A 23,682-nucleotide genomic window follows, 5' to 3' on the forward strand; every position below is an offset into this window, starting at 1 on the left:
TTATAGAACCCTTTTTTTATAATCAAGTCTTTGATTAGGTAAAAAGTTTGTTGATGTCGAATAAAAAGATATTTCAAATCTATTTCCAATTATTAGATAAAGTGATATGATACTATTTATAGAAAATTATAACTAGGAGGAGAGAACGTAATGAATCAACTAGATCAAACATTAACGTTTTTAAAGGAAATTACAGATGCGAATGCTGTTCCAGGGCAAGAACGTCAAGCGCGTGAAGTGATGAAAAAATATATCGGGGATAGTGCCGATGAAATTTATCAAGATAACATTGGATCATTAATTGCGAAAAAAGTAGGGGAAGAAGATGGTCCTAAAATTTTAATTGCAGGACATATGGATGAAGTTGGATTCATGGTTCGCCAAATTGATGATAATGGATATATTAAATTTGTGACATTAGGTGGATGGTGGGGGCAAGTTATGCTTGCTCAACAAGTGACTATCACAACTAACTCAGGCAAAACTTATCATGGAGTAATCGGATCAATTCCTCCTCATATTTTATCTGCAGAAGCTCGTCAAAAACCGATGGATATTAAAGATATGTACATTGATTTAGGTGTAGATAGTAAAGAAGAAGTTGAAGCGTTAGGGATTCGTCCAGGAGATATGATTACGCCATATATCGAATTCCGCACGATGGCCAATGAAAAATATTTATTAGCAAAAGCATGGGATAACCGTATTGGATGTGCTGTAGCAGTTGAAGTATTAAATAACTTAAAAGGAGAACATCATCCAAACATTGTTTATGGTGTAGGAACGGTTCAAGAAGAAGTCGGATGTCGTGGAGCTGCAACGACTAGTCAAATGATTAATCCATCAATCGTCTTTGCATTAGACGTTGGATTAGCTGGTGATGTGCCTGGTGTAACAAATCAAATTCAAGCTAAAATGGGGAAAGGTCCAATCATCACGTTAATTGATGGTGGATTAATTGGTCATAAAGGATTACGTGACTTTGTCGTTGAAGTCGCAGAAGAATTAAATATTCCTTACCAATTTGATGTGACACCTGGTGGAGCAACGGATGCTGCTAAAATGCATTTAGCACATGATGGAGCACCAGCGATGTCAGTGGGTATTGCTTCTCGTTATATTCACTCTCATACATCAATGATTCATCGTGATGACTATGAAAATACAGTTAAATTAATGACTGAAGTGGTTAAACGTTTAAATAAAGAAACTGTTCATAAAATTACGTTTGAATAGTCGTTCATATAATTAAAGGCACTCCAAAAAGAGTGCCTTTTTTGAGATGTTTTAACAATAAAAAAGACAGCTAAACGAGAAGATTAACTGTCTTTTTTGTTGTTAATTAGAGAAAAGAATCATTATAATGGATTCTTTTTGAGAAAGATGAGGTCCATTCAACCTCAAAAGGGTAATTATAAAACATTGGAATGGAAAGAGAATAAATAAGTTGGTACAACTGGATAGAGTATGTTATACCAACAAGGGTAGTGTTGTGTTATCCAATTATTGGATAACAGTATTATACCATAAACTTTTTTAAAAATATAGATTATCAGATTAAAAAATGTTGAATATTGGTAAAAATTCGAATTTTAACGAAGTACTTGTCATATATTTGATGAAATTACGGGATAAGGGATGATGGGAAATATAGAAAGGTGTTTAAAATAACAGCTGACGGTTACTACAAAGAGAAATTTAAAGTTTCATGAGCAAAAAAAGCCCGTAGATGCGTGGCTAAGCTAATGAATAAGTCTCATATTTTTATGATTATAGAATATAATGAACTGAAATATCAAATTAGGAGGGTCTAGCATGAGTTATTCATTTAATTGGGATTGTACATTACCGATCAGTAACATAGAAGATATCGTATCAATTAATATTGTTCCGCAGACAAAAGCGTATGATGAAGGAGATTATTTATCATTACGTGGACAAGTTTTAATTGATGGAGAGTATGTGACAAATCACGGAACACAAGAAACATTTACAGAGTATATTCCACTTGATATTACGTTACCAAATAATGGACGTAGTAGTGAAATTAAAACGGATATTACAAATTTTGATTATGAGGTACAAGATGGAAATAATTTATTTTTAACATTAAATCTTAGTTTAGATGGTTATGATTGGGAGAGTCCAATTACACTTGTAGAAGAAGATCATGAAATTGAGGCTCAAACACAAGCTCCTGTTATGTTTACAAAAGAAGCTGCTGTTGTACCGTCAGGGCATGAAGTAGTTGCTGAAGCACCCGTAACTCAAAAAAATGTAGTGGTTGAACCAGAAGTATTAGAAGTGGTAGAAGAGGATGAGACTGATGATTTAGATTACATTGATTTTGATGAAGTTGTTTTAGATCATAAGGAAGACGCTGTTGATCCATCATTAGCTATAGAACGTAAAGAAGTATTAACAGATAAAATTAAACAATTTCTTAATAAACAACCGGTACCGGTTGAAGAATCAGTAGTAGAATCAGTTGTTGAAGAACCGGTAGTAGAATCAGTTGTTGAAGAGGTGGTAGAACCGGTTGTTGAAAAACAAGTGAATGAAACGAAAAAGTCAGAACCATTCCTTGAAAAAGTCGTTGAAAAGGCAAAAGAAATTGTACCGGAAGTCATTGTTGAGAAGGTGACTAACGACGTAACACCAACAGAGATTGTTGAAGAGGCGGCACCAATTGTGGAAGAAGTTGTAGATAAGGTAGTGGAGAAGGTGAAACCAAAACCTGTTGCGCCAATCCCGACAGTGACTAAAGTACAAAAGGTAGAAGAGCAGCCAGTGACACCAGTGGTAGAAGAAGAGGATGAAGAAATTCTTCCATTCCCGTTAAAAACAGAACCAGTTGTTGAGGAAGTACCTGTTGAAACTAAAAAATCTGATATTTTTGAAATGTTATATTCATTAGAAGAAACAGAACCAGTGGTAGAAGAAGTAATGCAAGCTCCAGTTGTAGAAGAAGTGCCGATGGTAGAGGAAACACTTGTCTCTCAACCAGAAGTAATCGTAGAAGATGAAGTGGTTGAAGAACCTGAGGTAATCGCACCAATTTCAACTTATTCAGGGGAAGATTCAATTGCAAATCAATTTTTAGATGGGGAGAGTATTTTAAAAATTATTTTCGTTCAAGAAGAGGAAACAACAATTACAAATATTTGCACGAAATACAATGTTCCTGAAAAAGCTATTTATAATCTGGAACAATTAAATTCACCGTTACATTGTGGTGATCGTGTGATGATTAACTATGGCAAATTACGATGAGATAAAAGTTTTTGTTGAAACCCATTATGATTTAGCCGTTGAGTCTGTGACTCCCATTACTCATAAATCCATGAAGGTTAGGGCCTCAAATCATGATTATCTATTGAAAGTCGCGAGTGGGGATGATGACTTTATCATGAAGCAACTTTTTGCTTATAAAGCATTATCCCGTAATGTTTTACCCATTTATCGAACAAAAGATAACCAACACTATGTTCCATGGCGAGATCATTTCTTTTATTTGACGGATTATGTTCAAACTATTCCGTTGCCGCTTGAACAACAAATCCATTATTATATTGAATTATTAGGTAAATTACACTCAGAGACTAGCTTAGAAGTCGATGTTAGTGATGATGAATTACAGCGTAGCTATAATAAAGACTATAAAAGATTACAAGATAGTTATGATTGTCTTCAAAAAAATATGGAAGTTTATGAATTACAGAGAGATCGTTCACCATTTGAGTGGTACTTTATGATGGTATATCCGATGCTTTATACAATGCTTCATCATGCGCATGATGAATTAAAGAAATTTTATGATTTAATTAAACGAGAGAAAAAATTACCTATCAGCTTAATACATGGTGATGTGAATGTGGCAAATTTACTAGTCACAGAGAAATCAACTTATTTAATTAATTTTGAGAAAAGTATGTTTTCCATTTCTTCGTTAGACATGTATTATTTTTTAGAAAACTATCATCAAGTTCCAGGACTACATTCGATTATTTTAGATTATGTGAAAAATGAAAAAGCCGCAGCTTTGCGGCACTATTTCTTTTTTCGCTCTCTTTGCATTGATTTAGACGAACTTAATCAAACATTACAAGATCATTCACTTATTAATATTGCGTTATTAAATGAATGTATTGCGCCTCATTTAATGGCGTTGCAGGTTTATAATCAATTTAACAAACCCACCACAACAAACCAAGCAAGCCCCCAAGGATCATCAACATAACAAAATCAAATTGAGAAAATGAGAAAATAATTAGATAGAGTTGATAAAAAAATAATAATGCGATGATTGAACGTAATGATAGTAAATAGGATCTAAATCTGCCTCCTCCTCGCTGATAACGTCCCATATACTCACCCCCTATAATATAGTTTATGCGTGATGAATATGTGGTAACAGTTGGTTGGTGAAAAAGTCAAAATTATTTAGGAGAAACTTAAAATGTGAAGATTTAAGGGAATTCATCTGAATTTCTCTAGTAACTCTTGAATAAATTTATGCATTGTTGTAGAATACTAACATATATATTGTGATAGTTGAAAAACGATGACCAGGAGGAGTAGAAGTTCCCTCACATTTAAGAGAGAAGTTCAGTTGGTGAAAGAACTTTATGTGATAGCTTTGAAGGTAGCCTGTGAGTTGAGTTTCTGAAATAAATAGTAAGAAATTCCGTTAGCTGCGTTAAAGCATGAAGTGGTAAGTCAATAAACTTACAATCAAGGTGGTACCGCGGAATCTTAAGCATTTCGTCCTTATTAGGACGGAATGCTTTTTTAGTTATACTAATCAAGCATAGCTTGAAGTGTAACTATACATCGCAATAGCCGATGTTATCCTTAAATGCTTTTAGTTGTAGACGTCAGCCTTAAGATGTTTTGTCATCGAAGATGCTAGATTGTGATGAAACGATGTATTAAATATGAGATGCTAAAGTTCTTAAAAACAGTCTTGTGTCTTTAACATGGAAGTGAAATCAAATTAGAAACGATGCAAAATTAGAAAGGATTTATCTTAAATAAGATTAGGCAAGAGCGATAAAATCGATGTAGACTAATTCAAAGATTTTATATTTTCATCCCCTACCAATCGAGGAAATGTACGATCTTCGCTACGTACGGTAGGGAACCCATTATCCAGGTGGTCGTTATGAAATCTTACTAGCTTTACTAGCTGAGTTGAATCATGTGCACGGCTCATTTTGAATAAAACAAGCAGAGGCAATCAAGCAGCTGTATATTTGAAGATTTTATATTTTCATACCCTACCAATCGACGAAAGCTACGAACGTTGTTACGTAGCGTAGGGAACCCATACCCTACCAATGGAGGAAATGCACGATCTTCGCTACGTGCGGTAGGGAACCCATTATCCAGGTGGTTATCGTGAAGTCTTACTAATATGACAAGCTTAGTTGGATGATGCTAAAGATTATTCTTGAATGAGAAACAAGCGGAAACAATGAGGCAAATGTATATTAAAGATTTTATCTCTCCATTATCCAGGTGGTCGTCATAAAATCTTGCTAGTTTTACTGATTTAGTCAAATGATAGGAAGTGCTCGTTACAAAAAGAAACAATAAAACAAGTATGATTAATCGTAAGAATGTATATGATCCATACCCTAGTAGTTGAAGATACATTTTCTTCAAAAATGCCAGGGAACCCATACCCTAGTAGTTGAGGAAATATTTTCTACGAAAATGCTAGGGAACCCATTATCCAGGTGGTTCAATGATGCATCTTTATTAGTTTTACTTGTTTACGTAAAATCTATTAATTGCCTTTTTTAATTAGGATAAAAACTTAATAATAGAAGCAATGGGACTATTTCTTAAAAGTTTTATTGATTCGGACCCTAGTAGTTGAGGATACATTTTCTACGAAAATGCCAGGGAACCCATACCCTACCAGTTGAGGAAATGCACGAGCTTTGCCACGTGCGGTAGGGAACCCATACCCTACCAGTTGAGGAAATGCACGAGCTTTGCCACGTGCGGTAGGGAACCCATAAGAGGTAGGAATGAATAAAAGTTGAATGAAGTTACGGATATAAGTAAGAGACACGACTTGATACCGAGAAGATTAGCTATCTGATTAACATTACACTTAAGAGATGTCGATATAAATGGGGTAAACAAAAGTCCCGCTTAAGATTCCATTTAGACTAAGTTAATATTTGTCACGAATGAGACATAAACCAAAGTATTACTTAGAGGTATTTGAGTTTAAATATTTTATATTATGTATTATCCAGGTGGTCTCGCGCAGATATTGTTACATTTGTTTTAACTTGATTTTTCATTTAGATATAGGGATTCAACACATATCATTTAGTCATCCATTTGGTATTTGTCGCAACTTCACCAGGTTGTGTAAAGATTATTCCAACCCGTTTTAGGGATCTAACAAATATCATGACACATCCATTTGATATTTGCCGCAACTTCTTCAAGTTGTGCTAAGATTATTCCAAAAATTTTTTAGTTGAGAACCTATAACTGAGTGAGAAAGCAAATGTAAGGTTAATGTTTCATGATTCTAGTGTGATGCAAGTCCATACATGATGTAAGATTTTTGAACGCTTTGATTATTGAGTTTTTGGTGCCTATCCTTCATAAAAGTAGTAAGGAATAAGACATCAACGAGTAGAGCTGAAATTAAATAGATGGCATTCGTTCCATCTATCACAAAATAAGAAAAGGAGGACACTAAAATGACGAAAAACTTAGCACCTAAGTATAATCATTTAGATGTAGAACAAGGTAAATATGCATTTTGGTATGAGCAAGATTGTTTCAAAGCTCAACCACAATCAAATAAACCGAAGTATACGATCGTTATTCCACCACCAAACGTAACAGGTAAGTTACACTTAGGGCACGCATGGGATACATCATTACAAGATATTATTATTCGTATGAAACGTATGCAAGGATTTGATGCGTTATGGTTACCAGGTATGGACCACGCAGGAATCGCAACTCAAGCAAAAGTTGATGCTCGTTTAAAAGAGCAAGGTGTTTCTCGTTACGATATCGGGCGTGAAGCATTCTTAGAAAAAGCTTGGGAATGGAAAGAAGAATATGCAGGATTCATTCGTCAACAATGGGAAAAGATGGGACTTTCATTAGATTACTCTCGTGAACGTTTCACATTAGATGAAGGATTATCAAAAGCTGTTCGTAAAGTTTTCGTTCAATTATATGAAAAAGGATTAATCTATCGTGGTGAGCGTATTATTAACTGGGATCCAGCTGCACGTACGGCTTTATCAGATATCGAGGTTATCCATAAAGAAATCGAAGGGGCATTCTACCACTTCAAATACATGATTGAAGGAACAAATGAGTTCTTAGAAGTTGCCACAACTCGTCCTGAAACAATGTTCGGAGACGTAGCTGTTGCGGTTCACCCTGAAGATGAGCGTTACCAACACTTATTAGGTAAAAACGTCTTAATCCCAGGAAACAACAAACCAATTCCAGTTATCGCTGATGAGTACGTTGAAATGGACTTTGGAACAGGTGCTGTTAAAATTACACCAGCTCACGATCCAAACGACTTCGAAGTTGGAAACCGTCATGATTTAGCTCGTCCAATCTGTATGAACTTAGATGGAACAATGAATGAATTAGCAGGTAAATACAATGGGATGGATCGTTTCGATGCCCGTCGTCAATTAGTAGCTGACTTAGAGGAAGCGGGATTAGTAGTAAAAATCGAAAAACACGTTCATTCAGTTGGACACTCTGAGCGTACAGATGCAGTCGTTGAACCATACTTATCAACTCAATGGTTCGTTAAAATGGAAGAATTAGCAGCACGTTCAGTTGCTAACCAATCAACAGATAACAAAGTAAACTTTGTACCAGACCGTTTCGAAAATACATTCTTACGTTGGATGGAAAACATTCATGACTGGTGTATTTCACGTCAGTTATGGTGGGGACACCAAATTCCAGCCTGGTATCATAAAGAAACAGGTGAAATGTACGTAGGAGAAGAGGCTCCAGCAGACATTGAAAACTGGAACCAAGATGAAGACGTATTAGATACATGGTTCTCATCTGCATTATGGCCATTCACAACATTAGGTTGGCCAGATGTTGAATGTGAAGACTTCAAAGCTTACTTCCCAACGGATACATTAGTTACTGGATATGACATCATCTTCTTCTGGGTATCTCGTATGATCTTCCAAAGTTTAGAGTTCACAGATGAGCGTCCGTTTAAAAACGTTTTAATCCATGGATTAGTTCGTGATGCTGAAGGACGTAAAATGAGTAAATCATTAGGTAACGGGGTTGACCCAATGGACGTTATTGAGAAATACGGGGCAGATAGCTTACGTTACTTCTTAACAACAAACTCAGCACCAGGTCAAGACTTACGTTATATCGAAGAAAAAGTTGAATCAACATGGAACTTCATCAATAAAATTTGGAATGCTTCTCGTTTCGTTATCATGAACTTAGACGGAATGACTTGTGAAGATGTGAAATTAGAAGAAGCAACATTAAATGTTGCAGATCAATGGATCTTAGGACGTTTAAATGAAACAATCGAAGCGATCAACTACAATGCTGATAAATTCGAATTTGGTGAAGTAGGACGTCATTTATATAACTTTATCTGGGAAGACTTCTGTAACTGGTACATCGAAATGGCGAAGTTACCATTACAAGGTGAAGATGAAGAAGCAAAACGCTCAACTCGTATGGTCTTAACTTACGTCTTAGAATCAATCGTGAAATTATTACACCCATTCATGCCATTCGTAACAGAAGAAATCTATCAAATGATTACTCGTGGAAATACGGCGTGTGCGGTAGCTGCTTGGCCGGTTGTTAAACCAGAGTATAACAATGAAAAAGCAATCAATAACTTCACGTTATTAATGGATATCATCCGCTCAGTACGTAACATCCGTGCAGAAGTTGATGCACCAATGAGCAAACAAATCCGTATCTTCATCAATGCTAAATCAGAAGAGGTATTAGAAAACTTAAGTACAAACCAAGCGTACTTAAAACGTTTCTGTAACCCAAGTGAATTAGTGATTGAAAAAGATTTAACAGTAGAAGAAGAAACAATGACAGCCGTTGTTACAGGTGCAGACATTTTCTTACCAACTGAAGGATTAATCGATGTAAGTGCTGAAATTGAACGTTTAAATAATGAGCTAAAAAAATTAGCAGCAGAAGTTAAACGTGGAGAATCAAAACTTGCAAATGAAAAATTCGTCGCGAAAGCACCTACTCACTTAGTTGAAGAAGAACGTAACAAATTAGCAGACTACAAAGAAAAGTATGCAACAGTTGAAGCACGTTTAACTCAACTTCAAAAATAATCTGATATGAAAGCTCTCGGTTTATCCGAGAGCTTTTTTGTATGAATCAAGTGGAAAGAACGTTTTACCCTTTTAAAAAGTAAGTTTAGTTGGTAGAATTATGATAGGATTTTAATATTTTAGTTATCAAGTATAACTTTGGAAGAGATTTATAGATTTAGATAAATTGGGAAAACTATTTTATTATTTGAATACATAAGGATGTGTGGGAATGGGCAAAAAAAAGAAACGAAAAAAGTATCGATTAAATGCTAGATTTTATTGTTGGATTTTTGGATTATCGATTGCAATTGCCTTAGTCATAAACGCTAAATCAACACTTAAATTGAATACGATTCCAAATTTTCATGGGTGGCCAGCAGATGAAGTGATGAAATATGATGAATCACATGAGAATATTTCAATTATTTATGAATTAGCTTATTCATATGATGTCTTACAAAACTGTGTCATGGAACAATCTATTAAACCAAGAACAAAAATTGGTGATGATCCACTAATTTTAACACTACAAGTGTCAAAAGGATTTCCGGTAATGGAGGATTTTACTGGAAAGACTTTGATGGAACTAAAAGAATTCGCAGATTTATATGATTTAAAGATTGAATCTCAAGCGGAAGAAGGGATCATTGAGACACAATCCGTTTTAGCGGGTGAGTTGTTAACAAAGGGAATGGCAGTGTCCGTCACCATTAAAACAGAATAATCAAAGCAGGTGAGAACAACATGTTTAGAAGTGGAAAAGAAGTTATCGAATGGGTATCAGAACAATTGCGATTTGGAATTCGTCCAGGACTTGAACGCATGCAGGCAGCGCTTGACCGTCTAGATAACCCACATTTAAAAATACAAACGATTCATATTGCGGGGACAAATGGGAAAGGATCGACGGTGACGTATTTACGTTCTGTGTTACAAGATGCGGGCTATCAGGTAGGGACTTTTACTTCTCCTTATATTGAAACATTTAATGAACGAATCTCATTAAATGGAATACCAATTAGTGATGATGACCTAGCTTGGTGTGCGAATGTCATTAAGCCAGTAGTAGAAGAAATTAATAAAACTAATATTGGACCATTTACAGAGTTTGAAATTATTACATTAATTTCATTTATTTATTTTAAACACCACCAAGTCGATGTCGTGCTCTATGAAGTAGGGCTAGGTGGACGTTTTGATGCAACAAATGTTATTTCACCAATCGTTTGTGGAATTACGAATATTGGTCATGATCATGAAGCGATTTTAGGAGATACATTAATGAAAATTGCTCATGAAAAACTAGGAATTGTGAAGCAAGGGATTCCACTGGTTACTACAGAAGAAAATTTAGAAGTATTAACAGAATTTAAGATAATTGCATCAGAAAAAAAGAGTCAGCTGATCGAAGCACTCGAAGTTTATAAACCAGCGAATATTCATTTAACTCCAGAAGGGGTTAAGTTTGATTGGCCTCAGTTAAAAGATGTGGAGCTAACGATGAAAGGGGCTCATCAAATTAAAAATGCAACACTTGCATACGCCATCTTACAATATTTAAAACAAAAAAGGATTTTCAACATTTCTGATGTAAATATATATAGGGGGATGAAACAAGCGTTTTGGAAAGGAAGATTTGAAGTTATTCATGAACAACCAGCAATTATTTTAGATGGAGCGCACAACTTAGAAGGGATGACACAATTGTGTGAGACACTTAAAAATCTTTACCCAACCAATCGTCACCTGTTTATGGTAAGTATTTTAAAAGATAAAGATTACACGCAAATGTTTGATGTCTTAGATGAAACAGCTGATCACGTGTACTTCACTACGTTTGATTTTCCACGTGCGCAATCTGCAAAAGAGCAGTATGAGGTGTTTAATCGACCTCATTCATCGTATGAGGAAGACTTCCATGAACTGATTGATTATTTATTAGGTGAACTGGAGGACGAGGATTGTCTGGTGATTACTGGATCACTTTACTTTATCTCAGATGTACGAAAATCATTAATGAAGTGAGATTTAGACAATTTTTTTGAATGACTTTTGATATGATGATACCCAGACAAACGAAGGATTGTAGACGAAGCAATGACTGAAGATGATAGGGTGGGGTCATGATGAAAAAGAAGAAATTTAAGAAGTTTAAATTGAAAATTAATTTTAAAACAATTCAGCCATTAATTTTATTAACTTTAATTTTTACGATGTTAGGATTATCCTTTGGAAAATTATTAGATAACTTTTTAGTGCCGACACAAGGACCTACAGCAACAGTAGGGGGACCAAATGATCAACCTCAAGAGCTAGAAAAGTCCAAAGATGTAGAAGCTGAAGAGGGGCAATCTGATGCATCTGAAAGCACGACGGCTGAAAACGAAATCTATGTAATGCAACTTGGGGTTTATGAAACATACGATAATGTTTTAAGTTTAGCGGGAGAGTTAAAGCAATTGGGTTATAATTATGGAATTTTAAAAGTTGATGGAAAGTACTCCGTGTTTTCTCATGTTTCGGGTACTAAAGAAAGTTTGGCTCCAGTTCAAGAAGCGCTGAAAGAGAAGCAAATTAATTGCTTTATCAAAGCGGTGGAAGTTTCAACAGATGATTTAAAGTGGAATTACTTTTTACAAGCTGTGAAACAGAAACCATTTGAGATGACTGGAGATTTTATTCAAACATTCACGGATGATGAAATGCATATATGGGGATATTATGTCACACTTTCAACAGCCTCTTTTGATGCGCTCTCAACGGAGCGTCAGAAAATGTTGCTTGAAATTTATCAATGGTTAAATGGATAAGAATAGGATGTGATGGACACTTCATGGAATCTTTTATGATTCGTGATTTACCTTTTGAAGAACGACCACGAGAGCGGCTATTATCAGAAGGTGCGACTTTTTTATCGAATGCAGAATTATTAGCGATTTTACTGCGGACAGGGAGTAGAGGTCAATCAGCACTTGGACTAGCACAGATGATTTTACAACAAACACAAGGTTTAAAATTACTGAATGAAATTACGGTCGAAGAATTAATGAGTATCCATGGAATCGGTGAAAGCAAGGCAATTCAGATTTTAGCGAGTATTGAACTGGGCAAACGAATTGCAAAAGCGAAGCATGTGAAACTAGATTCTATTTTATCACCTAGTGATTGTGTCTCCTTTTTATCGGCAGAGATGAAGCATTTAACGCAAGAGCATTTTGTGGTATTATTCTTAGATACGAAAAATTATATTATTGGGAAAAAGACGATTTTTATCGGTTCACTTAATAAAGCGATCGTTCATCCGCGAGAAGTTTTTAAAGAAGCGATTAAACGATCATCGGCATCGGTGATTTGTGCGCATAATCATCCCAGTGGGGATCCAACTCCTTCCCAGCAAGATATTCAATTGACACATCGATTGTATGAAGCTGGGGAGTTAATCGGGATTAAACTACTTGATCACTTGATTATAGGTGATGAGCAGTTTACAAGTTTAAAAGAAAAAGGGTATCTATAATGTCTTTACATGTAATAGACAAACATAATAAAAAGCTCTCTTAATTGAGAGCTTTTTATGTTCGCCCGGAATGGATATTTTTTTGTTTCGCATCTTCTTTCATTTCCCATTCGATGACGATAGTCATTACAACACGAAGTAAAAAGATAGATCCTAAAATAAGCAGCTCGCTTAAACTTTGAATAAGAACAGTTTTTAAAATTTCAGCAGCTAACTTAAATTCCAGTCCGGTCGCCATTGAATTAGCAAATTGATGTTTGACTGGATAGTGATCTTTAAAGATTAAAGTCTTCATATAATGATAGAAGGCGCGAAATGCACCAAGTGTAATAATAAAAATACCCATAGTTTCTAGAATTCCAATAATTATCGGGAGAATCTCATCAACAAAGTTTTTAAGCATAAACATAAAAAAAGTTCCTTTCAAAAATGATAAGATAGTGATAGTTTATCCGCAAAAAACATGACTTATGCCAAACTTGATTAAGCTCAATTCAAGAAAACTCGAAAAAGATGAGATAAAATCAAAAAAAGTAGTTATTTTAGAATCGCTTACTAGCATATGATTAAAGAAAAGGGAGTAATAGGCAGTCGTCGAAGGGGGATGAAATCAATGTGTGGATTTATGGTTTATACGGCAAATGATATAAAGGTAGAGGATTTTGAAGAAAGCTTTATTCGTATTTCATATCGGGGACCAGATTTTTGTGTTATTGAAAATCGTGAAAGAGGACTTTGGGGCTTTCATCGATTATCAATCATGGGCTTAACAAAGTCTGGAAATCAACCGTTTGAACTTCATGGAAATTTAGTCGTTTGTAATGGAGAACTGTACGGGTTTAAAGAATGGAGGGAACAACTAAAACATAAATATACGTTTTACTCAGATAGTGATTGCGAAATTATTTTACCGCTTTATGAAACGTATGGATTAGACTTTTTTAAACAATTAGACGCAGAATTTGCACTTGTGATTTATGATGCAAAAAAAGATGATTTTATTGCTGGACGAGATCCGATTGGCATTCGACCACTCTTTTATGGCTACTCTAAGAATAGTCATAAAATCATGTTTGCTTCTGAAGCGAAGGCATTAGTCAAGTTATGTGATGAAGTTTATCCATTTCCACCGGGATATTACTATGCGGATGGTGCGTTTACATGCTATTATGATGCGGCACAGTCATCAGGGTTTTATAATGGAAGTATCGAAGAGATTACGAAAGAGATTAATACCCGCTTAATTGAAGGTGTTCGTAAGCGATTGGATGCGGATGTTCCTGTTGGATTCTTGTTAAGTGGAGGACTTGATTCCAGTTTAGTTTGTAGTATTGCTGCCAAGTTGTTGAACCGACCGATTAAAACTTTTGCCATTGGTATGGAGACAGACGCAATTGATTTAAAATATGCAAAAGAAGTGGCCGACTACATTGGTTCTGATCATACAGAAGTCATTATTAATAAAGATGATGTGATTAATTGTTTAGAAGAAGTAATTTATATTTTAGAAACTTACGATATCACAACGATTCGTGCTTCAATAGGAATGTATTTATTATGTAAGGCAATTCGAGAACAAACCGATGTTAAAGTGTTATTAACGGGTGAAATCAGTGATGAATTGTTTGGCTATAAATATACAGACTATGCACCAAGCGCAGCAGCTTTCCAAGAGGAATCTCAAAAACGAATTCGCGAGCTTTATATGTATGACGTTTTACGAGCTGATCGTTGCATTTCAGCTAATTCCATTGAAGCACGCGTGCCATTTGGTGATCTAGCCTTCGTTGATTACGTCATGGGCGTGAATCCACAACTCAAATTAAACCAGTATAATAAAGGAAAATATTTGTTACGCAAGGCTTTTGTTGGTGACTATTTACCCCAAAGTATTTTAATGAGAGAAAAGGCTGCTTTTTCAGATGCAGTAGGACATTCCTTAGTCGATATTTTAAAAGATTATGCCGAATCTCAATATACAGATGAAGTGTTTGAGAAAAAAGTGAAAAAGTATGAAGGTGATTGTGTTCCATTTACGAAAGAATCTTTACTTTATCGCGAGATTTTTGATCGGCACTTTAATGGACATGCGAAATGGATTAAAGATTATTGGATGCCGAATAAAGCGTGGGAAGGGTGTAATGTCTTAGATCCGAGTGCCCGAGTCTTAGCTAATTATGGTGATAGTGGAAAATAAGAGATTTAAAGGAGTTTAAGGAATGAAACATTTAGGAACATGCCGGCTTGATACATCGCGACTTTATTTAAGAAGATTTAAAGTCAGCGATGCAACAATGGTTTTTGAAAATTGGAGTAGTGATGATGAAGTGACTCAGTTTGTTGCATGGCCGACTCATGAAGATTTAGAAACAACCGAGCGAATTTTAGTGAATTGGGAAGCGGCTTATCAACTGTTAAATACGTATCAGTGGGCGATTGTCGATCGTCAAAGTGATGAAGTGATTGGCTCGATTTCTTTGTTTCAATTTCATCGTCGAGGGCGACGTCATTACTGTGAACTTGGGTATTGTCTTGCAAAACGGTATTGGAATCAAGGCTTGACGACTGAAGCAGCTAAAACCGTTCTTCAGTTTGCTTTTGAACAAATTGGAGTTGACGGTGTGATTGCTAAACATGATGTTCGAAACGTTGCCTCTGGCAGGGTGATGCAAAAACTAGGAATGACTCATGATAAATTAGTCAGACGAGCGGTATTAAATGGACGTCGCGAATGGGTGGACTGTGACACGTATGTCATCCTTAAAGAAAACTTCGATTTAGATGGATAGAAGATGGAAAGTTCCTGCCACATACAGCGGGAATTTTTTAATGATGTAAAGTCAAATCTCATGGAAAAAGTGTGAAAACTTTCTGAGTTAGTGTTTATGTGACTAAATAGACTTGTTTCATACATATCAATTATATATAATAAGCAATATAAAAAAGATTATTGTAAAGACGTAGGATGTGTTCGAATGAAGGGTGTTAACCATTTAAAAGTGTTTGGGATTATCGTATTAATTTTTATGACGTTAATTACAGTCGGTTATACAATGCATCAAGAGACGAAAAATTCAGTTCCTGAACGTCTCATTAAGGATGGAATGACCGTCGTTCAAACGGGCTATACAGGAATTGTTGAAGGATTTAAACGATTCGTAACGAATATCAATGATTTATTCCATACTTATGAAGAAAATAAATTATTAAAGCAACAAATGTACAATTATGAGGCCTTAGAAGTTTATACGCATCAATTAGAAGAACAGCTGGCTTCACTAGAAGAATTGCAAAGTACAGGAATTTCTTTAACGAGTTATGAAACGATTAATGCCACAACAGTCATGCGTAACGTTGATCAATGGCATGATTTTATCTTCATTAATAAAGGAAGTAAACAAGGAATTAAAGAGAACATGGCTGTTTTATCGAAAGAGGGTTTCTTAATTGGAAAAGTCATTTCAACCAATGATTTATCAGCTAAAGTGAAATTGATTAAAAATCAAGATTTTGGAAGTAAAGTTTCAGCGATTATTGATGGAAAAGAAGGTTCTATTGGAACGGTTGAAGGTTATGACTATACAACTGATGAATTAGTGATGACACAAGTTTCAAAAGAGGTGGCTGTAGAAGAAGGGGATGCTGTGATTACCAGTGGATTAGGTGGTGTTTATCCGCGTTCATTATTAATTGGATATGTCCATCGCATTGAAGTAAGCAAAGATGGATTAACACAAACACTTTATCTAAAAGGTGAGAAAAACTATGATAATATGGACTACGTCATCGTGGTTGCACGCGAGGCGGTGACATCAAACAATGAGTAGATTAATTATTACTTTTGTAACTTGTTTTGTACTAGATAATCTATTAGTCATTTTCTTACCGATTCAACCGATAGTTGGTCATTATATGATTATTCCAAATGTTTTTTTAATTTGCTTAGCCTTATTTACTTTTTATGATAAAGGGATTCGCCCCATTATTTTTGCCTGCATTTTTGGCTTACTCTATGATATTTGTTATACTGATTTAATTGGACTATATACGTGCCTGTTTCCGATTATTACATTCATTTTATTACGATTTATCTCGCAAACGATGCCAGTTAATTTATTATCTATGATGGCATTAGTTATGGGAGTCGTTATTTTTGAGGAATGGTTTGTTTACTTTATCGTGAATACGATGAAAACAACGAATATGTCATTCATGATATTTATTAAATTTATTTTAATTCCAACTGCGATTTTTAATACTTTAATCACGATCCCGCTATATCCTATTTTAAAGTCACAGTTTAGAAAATATCAGCGACAGTTTTTAAACGAGTTTTAATCAAAAAAGACACCGAACGGTGTCTTTTTTGATTAGCTTTTAGTCAGAAGATAAGAGAGAATCGCTTTAAAAATAAGTAGAGCAATTGGAATAGCTGTTCTAATCTAACTCTAAACTTCATATGATGCATTGAACAAGTTAGCACAAATGAAAGAATAGTTAGGAGGAATTTTCGTGGCCAATTATAAAAGAAATCGTCCACCTTATCGCTCTGCCTATAGGGGTTATCAAGCTAACCATTCATCATCTTACTATAAACGAAAACAGGAAGATGAGAGTATCGTGTTTATCCGACGGTTTATGTTTCAATCTATGATTTGTTTATGTTTATTGATGAGCGTGTTAGTCATTCAAAAACTTCCAAATGTCCTTCTTTATGAGAGTGTTAAGAGTGTAATGATGGGAAGTTTTCCGTTTGCTAAGTATGAACAAATGTATCAAGACTTTCTTTCTAATATGTTACCATTTGAGTATAGATTACCTAAAGCCACTGACTCCACATCACCTGTCAATGGGATGCAAGGAACGACTGTTGATGAATCGGGGAATCCGATTGAAATTGAAGGAAACAGTACGAATTCAATTTTTGACGTTTCACAAGCTATTAATAATACTTATAACAATATGGTGCTAAAAGATTATGAAAATGGAGTTATTATTGAAATTAAACAGGATGAAGAAATTCGTAGCTTTGTTCCAGGCATCGTGTTAAATGTAGGATTGGATGATAAAATTAGTAATTTTATGAATATTCAGTTACAAAATGAATGGATACTAACAGTAGGGTTCTTAGAGAATCGTAAAGTTAGTCAGTATCAGCATATTAAAATCGGAGACGTCTTAGGTGTGGGTTCTGTCATTGATGTACCAGGAACAGATTTTGGAGAGGATGCTTTTTATTACTTATCGTTAAAAGATCAAGATGGTCAATATCAAGATATCGCGGCTTACTTAGAATCACTGATGCAATAATTAGGAGGTTTAATCATGCGTAAAAATCGATTAAAATTTGATCCCTCTTTTTATGCAATGACCCTCCTAGCTATTATGCTCGGCTATTTAAATGAATATGTTATCTTTGCTCTAACGATCATTGTTCATGAATGTGGTCATCTTACGATGGCCTTTTTTCATAAATGGGAACTCGAAGAACTTAAATTCTTCGCCTTCGGTGGGATTATGCAGTTTAAAGGAGAGTTGAATAAATCAAATATTGAAGATTTCATTGTTAGTAGTGGTGGTATTCTATTTAACTTCATCACGTTAATTATTTTGATTTTAATGCGAGAGAAGATGAGCTCTTTTGTGAATACGATGTTATATGATTACACCATATGGGCTCAACTATTTGTTATCATGTTTAATCTTATTCCGTTGCCACCACTTGATGGTAGTCGGTTAATTAATGCTATTTTATGTTGTTTTTTTCCATACAAAACTGTTTTACGAATTATTAGAAGGTTAAACATGGGATTAATGGCTCTTTTTATAGGTATAACAATTTTATACGATATTCGACAATTGTTTATCATTGTGAGTTTTTTAACATATTCGACATTAAAGTATAATAAGTACATGTATTTTCTTTTTCAACGCTTTCTTTTACAAAAGAAAATGTATATAAACGTTGATTTACCAAGAAAAATCGTGAAAATTAGAAATGATTCTTTAGAAGATAATATCTATCGAGGCTATTTAAATTTATTTGAAGTCAAAAATCGACTTCACGATGAGATAAAATGGTTGAAGTTAAAATATGAAGAAAATCCATCTCTAATTGTTGACGCTCAAATTAAATCTAACTAAAATGATAAGTGAAAAACGAATGAAACTTAAGTTGGAGGCGGAGTTGAAGGTGGCACAAATGACAGATGATTTTTCCGTATTAGTAGTAGATGATAATGAAATTAACTTAATGTTAATGGAAGATATATTAGATGTAATGGACATTAAAAAAGTTAAAACGATTGATAGTGGGATACAAGCTGTTCAAGAAATTGAAGCAAACCCAAACTATGATGTCGTAGTTATGGATATTTGTATGCCGACAATGGATGGTTATGAAGCATCAAAGAAGTTACGACATATAGGATATAAAGGTCGAATTGTTGCCTTAACAGCTAATCTATTATCCAAAGAAGATCCAAAGTTTCAAGAAGCCATGATGGATGATATCTTATTAAAGCCAATTGATTTAAATATGATTAAAAAAGTCTTATGCTATACATAAAAGTATAAGACTTTTTGTTTAAACAAAAATGAAATAATCTATAATAGAGTATCAAGCTTTTAAAATCGTTAATTTTTTAGGTATCAAAAATAATCGAAAAAGGTAGACATAACCATAGATAAATGATTGACGAATGATATTAGCTTTGATATAATGAATCATGTTGTTAGCACCTTAGGGTACTACAACCGCGCGGATAAGGTCAAAATATGTCTTTGGCATATACCTTTAATGGCGAGTCTTAGTTAAATTTTAAGGAGGTGCAGGTAATGTACGCTATTATCAAAACTGGTGGTAAACAATTAAAAGTTGAAGTAGGTCAAGCTATCTACGTTGAAAAATTAAATGTTGCTGAAGGTGAAGTTGTTACTTTCGACGAAGTATTATTCGTTGGTGGAGAAAACGCTAAAGTTGGTGCTCCATTAGTAGAAGGTGCAACTGTAACTGCTAAGGTTGAAAAACACGGTAAAGGTGAAAAAATCATCGTGTTCAAATACAAACCTAAAAAAGGTTACAAAAAGAAACAAGGTCACCGTCAACCATACACTAAAGTGGTTATCGAAGCTATCAATGCTTAATTATTAGACGATGATTACAGCCAATTTTAACTATCAAAATAATAAAGTTGAGTCATTTGAAATCAGCGGCCATGCCTTTGCAGGTGAACCGGGTGAAGATTTAGTCTGCGCTGCGGTGAGTGCTGTGACATTTGGCTTAACCAATTCCATTATCAACTTAGACGAATCAGAACTTAGCATAAAAATGGAAGATGGTTATTTATTAGTTGAAAATCTTCCATCAAGTGATGCGTGTCAAACGCTCATCTATGGAATGATTACTTCTTTACAAACAATTGAAGAAGATCAATTTAAATACTTAACAGTTATAGAAAACAAGTAGGAGGTGGCCCCATGTTAAAGTTAAATTTACAATTTTTCGCATCTAAAAAAGGTGTTGGTTCTACAAAGAACGGTCGTGACTCTGAGTCTAAACGTTTAGGAGCTAAATTAGCTGATGGACAATACGCTTCTGCAGGATCAATTATCTACCGTCAACGCGGAACTAAAATTTATCCAGGAACAAACGTAGGTATGGGTGTGGATCACACTTTATTCTGTAAAATCGATGGTATCGTTAAATTCGAACGTTTAGGACGTGACAAAAAACAAGTTTCTGTATACCCAGAAGCTAAGTAATCGATTTAATAAATCCCCTAATCATCTGATTAGGGGTTTATTTTTATGTTCATATCTTGTATGAGTTGACAAGTTTATTTTAATAATATAGAAGAATACCAAATTGAAACTAGTGTTAGTTTCATGAGATAGAATTGAGGGATGCACTTGTTTATCGATCAAGTCAAACTTAAAGTGACGGCTGGAAACGGTGGAAACGGTGCCGTAGCTTTCCGTCGTGAAAAATATATTGCTAACGGTGGTCCTGCTGGTGGTGACGGTGGAAACGGTGGTAGCGTCGTTTTCGTTGCTGATGAAGGATTATCAACATTATTAGATTTACGTTATAACCGTGTATTACAAGCTAAAAACGGTGAAAATGGAATGGCGAAAAGCTGCCATGGTAAAAACTCAGATGATTTAGTCGTAAAAGTTCCAGTGGGAACGATTGTTTACGATAACAGCACAAACTTGATTATTGCCGATTTAACTGAAAATGGTCAACGTGCGATTATCGCAAAAGGAGGACGCGGAGGACGCGGAAATATCCACTTCGCAACACCTCGTAATACAGCGCCAGAACTTGCTGAAAATGGTGAGTTAGGTCAAAAACGTGAAGTTCGCGTGGAATTAAAAGTATTAGCTGACGTAGGATTAGTTGGATTCCCAAGTGTCGGGAAATCAACATTAATCTCTGTTGTTTCAGCATGTAAACCAAAAATTGCAGCATACCACTTCACAACATTAGTTCCTAACTTAGGAGTTGTTGGTGTTCCAGATGGTCGTTCATTCGTTATGGCTGATTTACCAGGATTAATCGAAGGAGCTGCAAGTGGCGCAGGACTTGGACATCAATTCTTACGTCATATTGAGCGTACGCGTGTTATCTTACACGTTATTGATATGTCTGGTATGGAAGGACGCGATCCATATGAAGACTATGTAACAATCAATAACGAGTTAGCACAATACCGTTACAAATTATTAGAACGTCCGCAAATTGTTGTTGCTAATAAAATGGATATCGGTGATGCTGAAGAAAACTTAAAAGCATTTAAAGAAAAAGTTGGAGATGATGTAACAATCGTTGAAATTTCAGCGGCAACTCGTCAAGGAATCGACCAATTGTTATATAAAACAGCTGATTTATTAGAAAAAACACCTCAATTCCCATTATATGATGAGGATGAAGTGGAACAATCAGTAACGTATAAATTCAAACCTGAAGAAGCGAAATTCCATATCTCTCGTGGAGATGATGGAGTGTATGTTGTTACAGGAACACATGTGGAAAAAATCTTCCATCAAACAGACTTCAACCGTGAAGCATCAGTTATGCGATTTGCACGTCAATTACGTCAAATCGGTGTTGATCAAGCCTTACGTGACCTTGGAGTGGAAGATGGAGATCTTGTGCGCATCCTTAACTTCGAGTTTGAATTCAAAGACTAAAATAATAGACCACTTTACGTTATGTAAGGTGGTTTTTTTATATCATCTTAACAAGATGAGTGACTTTAAATGGTTAAAAATTAATAAAATACTGTAACAAGTATCTGATGTTTATATCAACTAACTTACCAATTTAAAGCGCAACCCATTGGATTTAAGAAGCTAACATCGTTAAAAGAAAGGCGTAAGGATTCATGAGGCATCTGTTACTAATTGATGGTGATTACTTAGATGAAAACTTAATTCTTATCATTACAATTGAAAAATTAGAGATTAACATTGATATTTATTAGATCATGGTTCATCCGGTTTACTTTAGACAATCTTTTTCAACACCATCACCGGCGTATATGGGAGGAAACGGAATTGCTTTTTAAATGATAAATTCAATAAAGAATCTTCCAACGATTTGATGCTCTATAAATAATGATTGTTGAATTACAAGTGATATAAAAATTAAAGAAGAATAAATGTTAATCAAACTAACGAAGGGTTATACTGAGCATTGAAATGTCGAGTGAACTTTATCTTCTTTTAAGGGAAAAAGCTCACTTCGCATAAGTTTGTTATATTCGTGAAAATCTCATCATATATTGTAAAGAGATAATGTAGAGAGGAGAATCAGACTTATGAAAATCCACATTGTACAGAGAAACGACACGTTTCAATCGATTGCGGAGAAATACAATGTCAGTGTTCAAGATTTGATTGGGATGAATACTCATATCAATCATTTAACTGGCCTTGTACCTGGATTAAAAGTCAAAGTTCCTTCACCTGCCCGAAAAGAAGAATCAAATGTCGCACAACACATTCAAAAATATTATCCGAATTTAGATACTAGCCCTATTGAACTTAAGACTGTTACAACAGTTGAACCTGAACCGGTTGTGGTGAAGCAAGAAGCACCTATTGTACAGCAAGTGCAACAAGTTGAACAGGTGCAACAAGTGCAGCAAGCTCAACCGGCACCTGTTCAACAGGTCCAACAGGCACAACAAGTGCAACAACCAACACCGACTCAAGTGACAAAGGTGAAAGAAGAAGCGATTCCAGTTCCGCTAAAACCTATCCAGACGGAGGTTCCGATACAACCGAATGATGGCGTAAAAGTTGGAATAGGAGGAGTTGCTGCTAGTGTTGAACAATATAACGTTTCGGTGAATCAAAAAAACTATCAACAATCTAATCAAACAACAGCTCAAACACAAACACAGGGAGTAGCTGCGCAACCTCTTCCTTATCCATTGCCTCTGACACCATCTATGCTTTATTCACCTTATAAACCAAGCTGTTCGTCAGGTCCAATGCCTTATCCGGCACCATATGCGAATCCTTATGCTGTTGGTCCATACGTTAACCCTTATCCAGTTTCTTATGGAACTCCATATGGGGCTGCCCCATATGGGATGAGAAGTCCACAAGATGAGCGTTTCTTTATCGGTGGATTTGGTTATCCATTCTTCGGTGGATGGGGATGGGGAGGCTACTATCCATATTATGGTGGATGGGGATGGGGAGGTTATCCTTCTTACGGTGGATGGTATCGAAACCCTTATCTATAACATCGTATTTCCTAAAAAGAAGATGTCTGACATCTTCTTTTTTTATGTGCGCCCG

At 35.2% G+C, this 23,682-nt stretch carries 21 protein-coding genes and 2 other annotated features; of the genes, 20 read left to right on the plus strand and 1 reads right to left on the minus strand.

From position 1 onward, the window contains the following. Window positions 1-150 precede the first annotated feature (150 nt). From NEH74_RS12490 to radC, 8 genes are all read left to right on the plus strand, one after another. Window positions 151-1,236 (plus strand): M42 family metallopeptidase, encoded by a 1,086-nt coding sequence (locus NEH74_RS12490; RefSeq protein WP_055276430.1) that lies wholly within the window; start codon window positions 151-153, stop codon window positions 1,234-1,236. 579 nt (window positions 1,237-1,815) lie between these two features. Then, the gene (locus NEH74_RS12495; RefSeq protein ID WP_055305590.1) at window positions 1,816-3,273 is read left to right on the plus strand and encodes a hypothetical protein; all 1,458 of its coding nucleotides are present in this window, start codon (window positions 1,816-1,818) and stop codon (window positions 3,271-3,273) included. Further along, window positions 3,257-4,240 (plus strand): phosphotransferase, encoded by a 984-nt coding sequence (locus NEH74_RS12500; RefSeq protein WP_055305591.1) that lies wholly within the window; start codon window positions 3,257-3,259, stop codon window positions 4,238-4,240. The genes NEH74_RS12495 and NEH74_RS12500 overlap by 17 nt, the downstream gene beginning before the upstream one ends. A 315-nt stretch (window positions 4,241-4,555) precedes the next feature. Beyond that, window positions 4,556-4,775, plus strand: a binding site (T-box leader). A gap of 1,956 nt (window positions 4,776-6,731) precedes the next feature. After that, complete coding sequence (locus tag NEH74_RS12505; protein ID WP_055305592.1) at window positions 6,732-9,368, plus strand: valine--tRNA ligase; 2,637 nt, start codon at window positions 6,732-6,734, stop codon at window positions 9,366-9,368. A gap of 211 nt (window positions 9,369-9,579) precedes the next feature. After that, the gene (locus tag NEH74_RS12510; RefSeq protein WP_055243293.1) at window positions 9,580-10,074 is read left to right on the plus strand and encodes a PASTA domain-containing protein; all 495 of its coding nucleotides are present in this window, start codon (window positions 9,580-9,582) and stop codon (window positions 10,072-10,074) included. Between the two features lie 20 nt (window positions 10,075-10,094). Further along, on the plus strand, window positions 10,095-11,375 hold the full coding sequence (locus tag NEH74_RS12515; RefSeq protein ID WP_055305593.1) for a bifunctional folylpolyglutamate synthase/dihydrofolate synthase: 1,281 nt from the start codon (window positions 10,095-10,097) through the stop codon (window positions 11,373-11,375). A 101-nt stretch (window positions 11,376-11,476) separates the two neighbouring features. Further along, window positions 11,477-12,160: an SPOR domain-containing protein gene (locus NEH74_RS12520; protein ID WP_237252676.1), complete on the plus strand. Its 684-nt coding sequence runs from the start codon at window positions 11,477-11,479 to the stop codon at window positions 12,158-12,160. Between the two features lie 23 nt (window positions 12,161-12,183). Further along, window positions 12,184-12,867, plus strand: coding sequence for a RadC family protein (gene radC / locus NEH74_RS12525; RefSeq protein WP_272875256.1), 684 nt, complete (start codon window positions 12,184-12,186; stop codon window positions 12,865-12,867). 55 nt (window positions 12,868-12,922) lie between these two features. Here the strand turns inward: radC and NEH74_RS12530 are convergent, their stop codons facing one another. Further along, the gene (locus tag NEH74_RS12530) at window positions 12,923-13,213 is read right to left on the minus strand and encodes a DUF1622 domain-containing protein (protein ID WP_237252673.1); all 291 of its coding nucleotides are present in this window, start codon (window positions 13,211-13,213) and stop codon (window positions 12,923-12,925) included. A gap of 267 nt (window positions 13,214-13,480) precedes the next feature. On the opposite strand from NEH74_RS12530, the gene asnB reads away from it, so the two are divergent. The 12 genes from asnB (at window position 13,481) to NEH74_RS12590 (ending at window position 23,627) form a co-directional block, all read left to right on the plus strand. Continuing rightward, on the plus strand, window positions 13,481-15,064 hold the full coding sequence (gene asnB, locus NEH74_RS12535) for an asparagine synthase B (RefSeq protein ID WP_055305594.1): 1,584 nt from the start codon (window positions 13,481-13,483) through the stop codon (window positions 15,062-15,064). Window positions 15,065-15,086: 22 nt separating this feature from the next. Continuing rightward, window positions 15,087-15,656: a GNAT family N-acetyltransferase gene (locus tag NEH74_RS12540; RefSeq protein ID WP_055243290.1), complete on the plus strand. Its 570-nt coding sequence runs from the start codon at window positions 15,087-15,089 to the stop codon at window positions 15,654-15,656. Window positions 15,657-15,842: 186 nt separating this feature from the next. After that, a complete protein-coding gene (gene mreC / locus NEH74_RS12545) occupies window positions 15,843-16,694 on the plus strand; it encodes a rod shape-determining protein MreC (protein WP_055305595.1) in 852 nt (283 codons plus the stop codon). Next, window positions 16,687-17,205, plus strand: a complete 519-nt coding sequence (gene mreD, locus NEH74_RS12550; RefSeq protein WP_055243288.1) for a rod shape-determining protein MreD — start codon at window positions 16,687-16,689, stop codon at window positions 17,203-17,205. Before mreC ends, mreD begins: the two co-directional genes overlap by 8 nt. A gap of 174 nt (window positions 17,206-17,379) precedes the next feature. Continuing rightward, complete coding sequence (locus NEH74_RS12555) at window positions 17,380-18,177, plus strand: peptidoglycan DD-metalloendopeptidase family protein (protein ID WP_055243287.1); 798 nt, start codon at window positions 17,380-17,382, stop codon at window positions 18,175-18,177. Between the two features lie 15 nt (window positions 18,178-18,192). Beyond that, window positions 18,193-19,011 carry a site-2 protease family protein gene (locus NEH74_RS12560; protein ID WP_055276418.1) on the plus strand — a complete coding sequence of 273 codons (819 nt, stop codon included), beginning with the start codon at window positions 18,193-18,195 and terminating at the stop codon, window positions 19,009-19,011. A gap of 19 nt (window positions 19,012-19,030) precedes the next feature. Further along, window positions 19,031-19,435 carry a response regulator gene (locus tag NEH74_RS12565; protein ID WP_237297172.1) on the plus strand — a complete coding sequence of 135 codons (405 nt, stop codon included), beginning with the start codon at window positions 19,031-19,033 and terminating at the stop codon, window positions 19,433-19,435. Between the two features lie 176 nt (window positions 19,436-19,611). Next, window positions 19,612-19,687, plus strand: a sequence feature (ribosomal protein L21 leader region). Window positions 19,688-19,704: 17 nt separating this feature from the next. Then, a complete protein-coding gene (gene rplU, locus NEH74_RS12570) occupies window positions 19,705-20,013 on the plus strand; it encodes a 50S ribosomal protein L21 (protein ID WP_055243284.1) in 309 nt (102 codons plus the stop codon). A 10-nt stretch (window positions 20,014-20,023) separates the two neighbouring features. Then, entirely contained in the window at window positions 20,024-20,335 is a 312-nt protein-coding gene (locus NEH74_RS12575; protein WP_055243283.1) for a ribosomal-processing cysteine protease Prp, read from the plus strand. Between the two features lie 11 nt (window positions 20,336-20,346). After that, window positions 20,347-20,631, plus strand: coding sequence for a 50S ribosomal protein L27 (rpmA, locus tag NEH74_RS12580; RefSeq protein WP_055243282.1), 285 nt, complete (start codon window positions 20,347-20,349; stop codon window positions 20,629-20,631). Window positions 20,632-20,778: 147 nt separating this feature from the next. Then, on the plus strand, window positions 20,779-22,062 hold the full coding sequence (gene obgE / locus NEH74_RS12585) for a GTPase ObgE (RefSeq protein ID WP_055243281.1): 1,284 nt from the start codon (window positions 20,779-20,781) through the stop codon (window positions 22,060-22,062). Between the two features lie 629 nt (window positions 22,063-22,691). Next, entirely contained in the window at window positions 22,692-23,627 is a 936-nt protein-coding gene (locus NEH74_RS12590; RefSeq protein WP_055276416.1) for a LysM peptidoglycan-binding domain-containing protein, read from the plus strand. Window positions 23,628-23,682 lie beyond the last annotated feature (55 nt).

This window comes from Turicibacter sp. GALT-G1, from assembly GCF_025594995.1.
In the GTDB taxonomy this organism is placed as follows: Bacteria; Bacillota_I; Bacilli_A; order MOL361; family Turicibacteraceae; genus Turicibacter; species Turicibacter bilis.

What these genes read in the sequence shown, in the direction of transcription:
- NEH74_RS12490 (WP_055276430.1), top strand. Translation starts at nt 151, where the DNA reads ATGAATCAACTAGATCAAACATTAACGTTTTTAAAGGAAATTACAGAT.
- NEH74_RS12495 (WP_055305590.1), top strand. Translation starts at nt 1,816, where the DNA reads ATGAGTTATTCATTTAATTGGGATTGTACATTACCGATCAGTAACATA.
- NEH74_RS12500 (WP_055305591.1), top strand. Translation starts at nt 3,257, where the DNA reads ATGGCAAATTACGATGAGATAAAAGTTTTTGTTGAAACCCATTATGAT.
- NEH74_RS12505 (WP_055305592.1), top strand. Translation starts at nt 6,732, where the DNA reads ATGACGAAAAACTTAGCACCTAAGTATAATCATTTAGATGTAGAACAA.
- NEH74_RS12510 (WP_055243293.1), top strand. Translation starts at nt 9,580, where the DNA reads ATGGGCAAAAAAAAGAAACGAAAAAAGTATCGATTAAATGCTAGATTT.
- NEH74_RS12515 (WP_055305593.1), top strand. Translation starts at nt 10,095, where the DNA reads ATGTTTAGAAGTGGAAAAGAAGTTATCGAATGGGTATCAGAACAATTG.
- NEH74_RS12520 (WP_237252676.1), top strand. Translation starts at nt 11,477, where the DNA reads ATGAAAAAGAAGAAATTTAAGAAGTTTAAATTGAAAATTAATTTTAAA.
- radC (WP_272875256.1), top strand. Translation starts at nt 12,184, where the DNA reads ATGGAATCTTTTATGATTCGTGATTTACCTTTTGAAGAACGACCACGA.
- NEH74_RS12530 (WP_237252673.1), bottom strand. Translation starts at nt 13,213, where the DNA reads ATGGGTATTTTTATTATTACACTTGGTGCATTTCGCGCCTTCTATCAT.
- asnB (WP_055305594.1), top strand. Translation starts at nt 13,481, where the DNA reads ATGTGTGGATTTATGGTTTATACGGCAAATGATATAAAGGTAGAGGAT.
- NEH74_RS12540 (WP_055243290.1), top strand. Translation starts at nt 15,087, where the DNA reads ATGAAACATTTAGGAACATGCCGGCTTGATACATCGCGACTTTATTTA.
- mreC (WP_055305595.1), top strand. Translation starts at nt 15,843, where the DNA reads ATGAAGGGTGTTAACCATTTAAAAGTGTTTGGGATTATCGTATTAATT.
- mreD (WP_055243288.1), top strand. Translation starts at nt 16,687, where the DNA reads ATGAGTAGATTAATTATTACTTTTGTAACTTGTTTTGTACTAGATAAT.
- NEH74_RS12560 (WP_055276418.1), top strand. Translation starts at nt 18,193, where the DNA reads ATGCGTAAAAATCGATTAAAATTTGATCCCTCTTTTTATGCAATGACC.
- NEH74_RS12565 (WP_237297172.1), top strand. Translation starts at nt 19,031, where the DNA reads ATGAAACTTAAGTTGGAGGCGGAGTTGAAGGTGGCACAAATGACAGAT.
- rplU (WP_055243284.1), top strand. Translation starts at nt 19,705, where the DNA reads ATGTACGCTATTATCAAAACTGGTGGTAAACAATTAAAAGTTGAAGTA.
- NEH74_RS12575 (WP_055243283.1), top strand. Translation starts at nt 20,024, where the DNA reads ATGATTACAGCCAATTTTAACTATCAAAATAATAAAGTTGAGTCATTT.
- rpmA (WP_055243282.1), top strand. Translation starts at nt 20,347, where the DNA reads ATGTTAAAGTTAAATTTACAATTTTTCGCATCTAAAAAAGGTGTTGGT.
- NEH74_RS12590 (WP_055276416.1), top strand. Translation starts at nt 22,692, where the DNA reads ATGAAAATCCACATTGTACAGAGAAACGACACGTTTCAATCGATTGCG.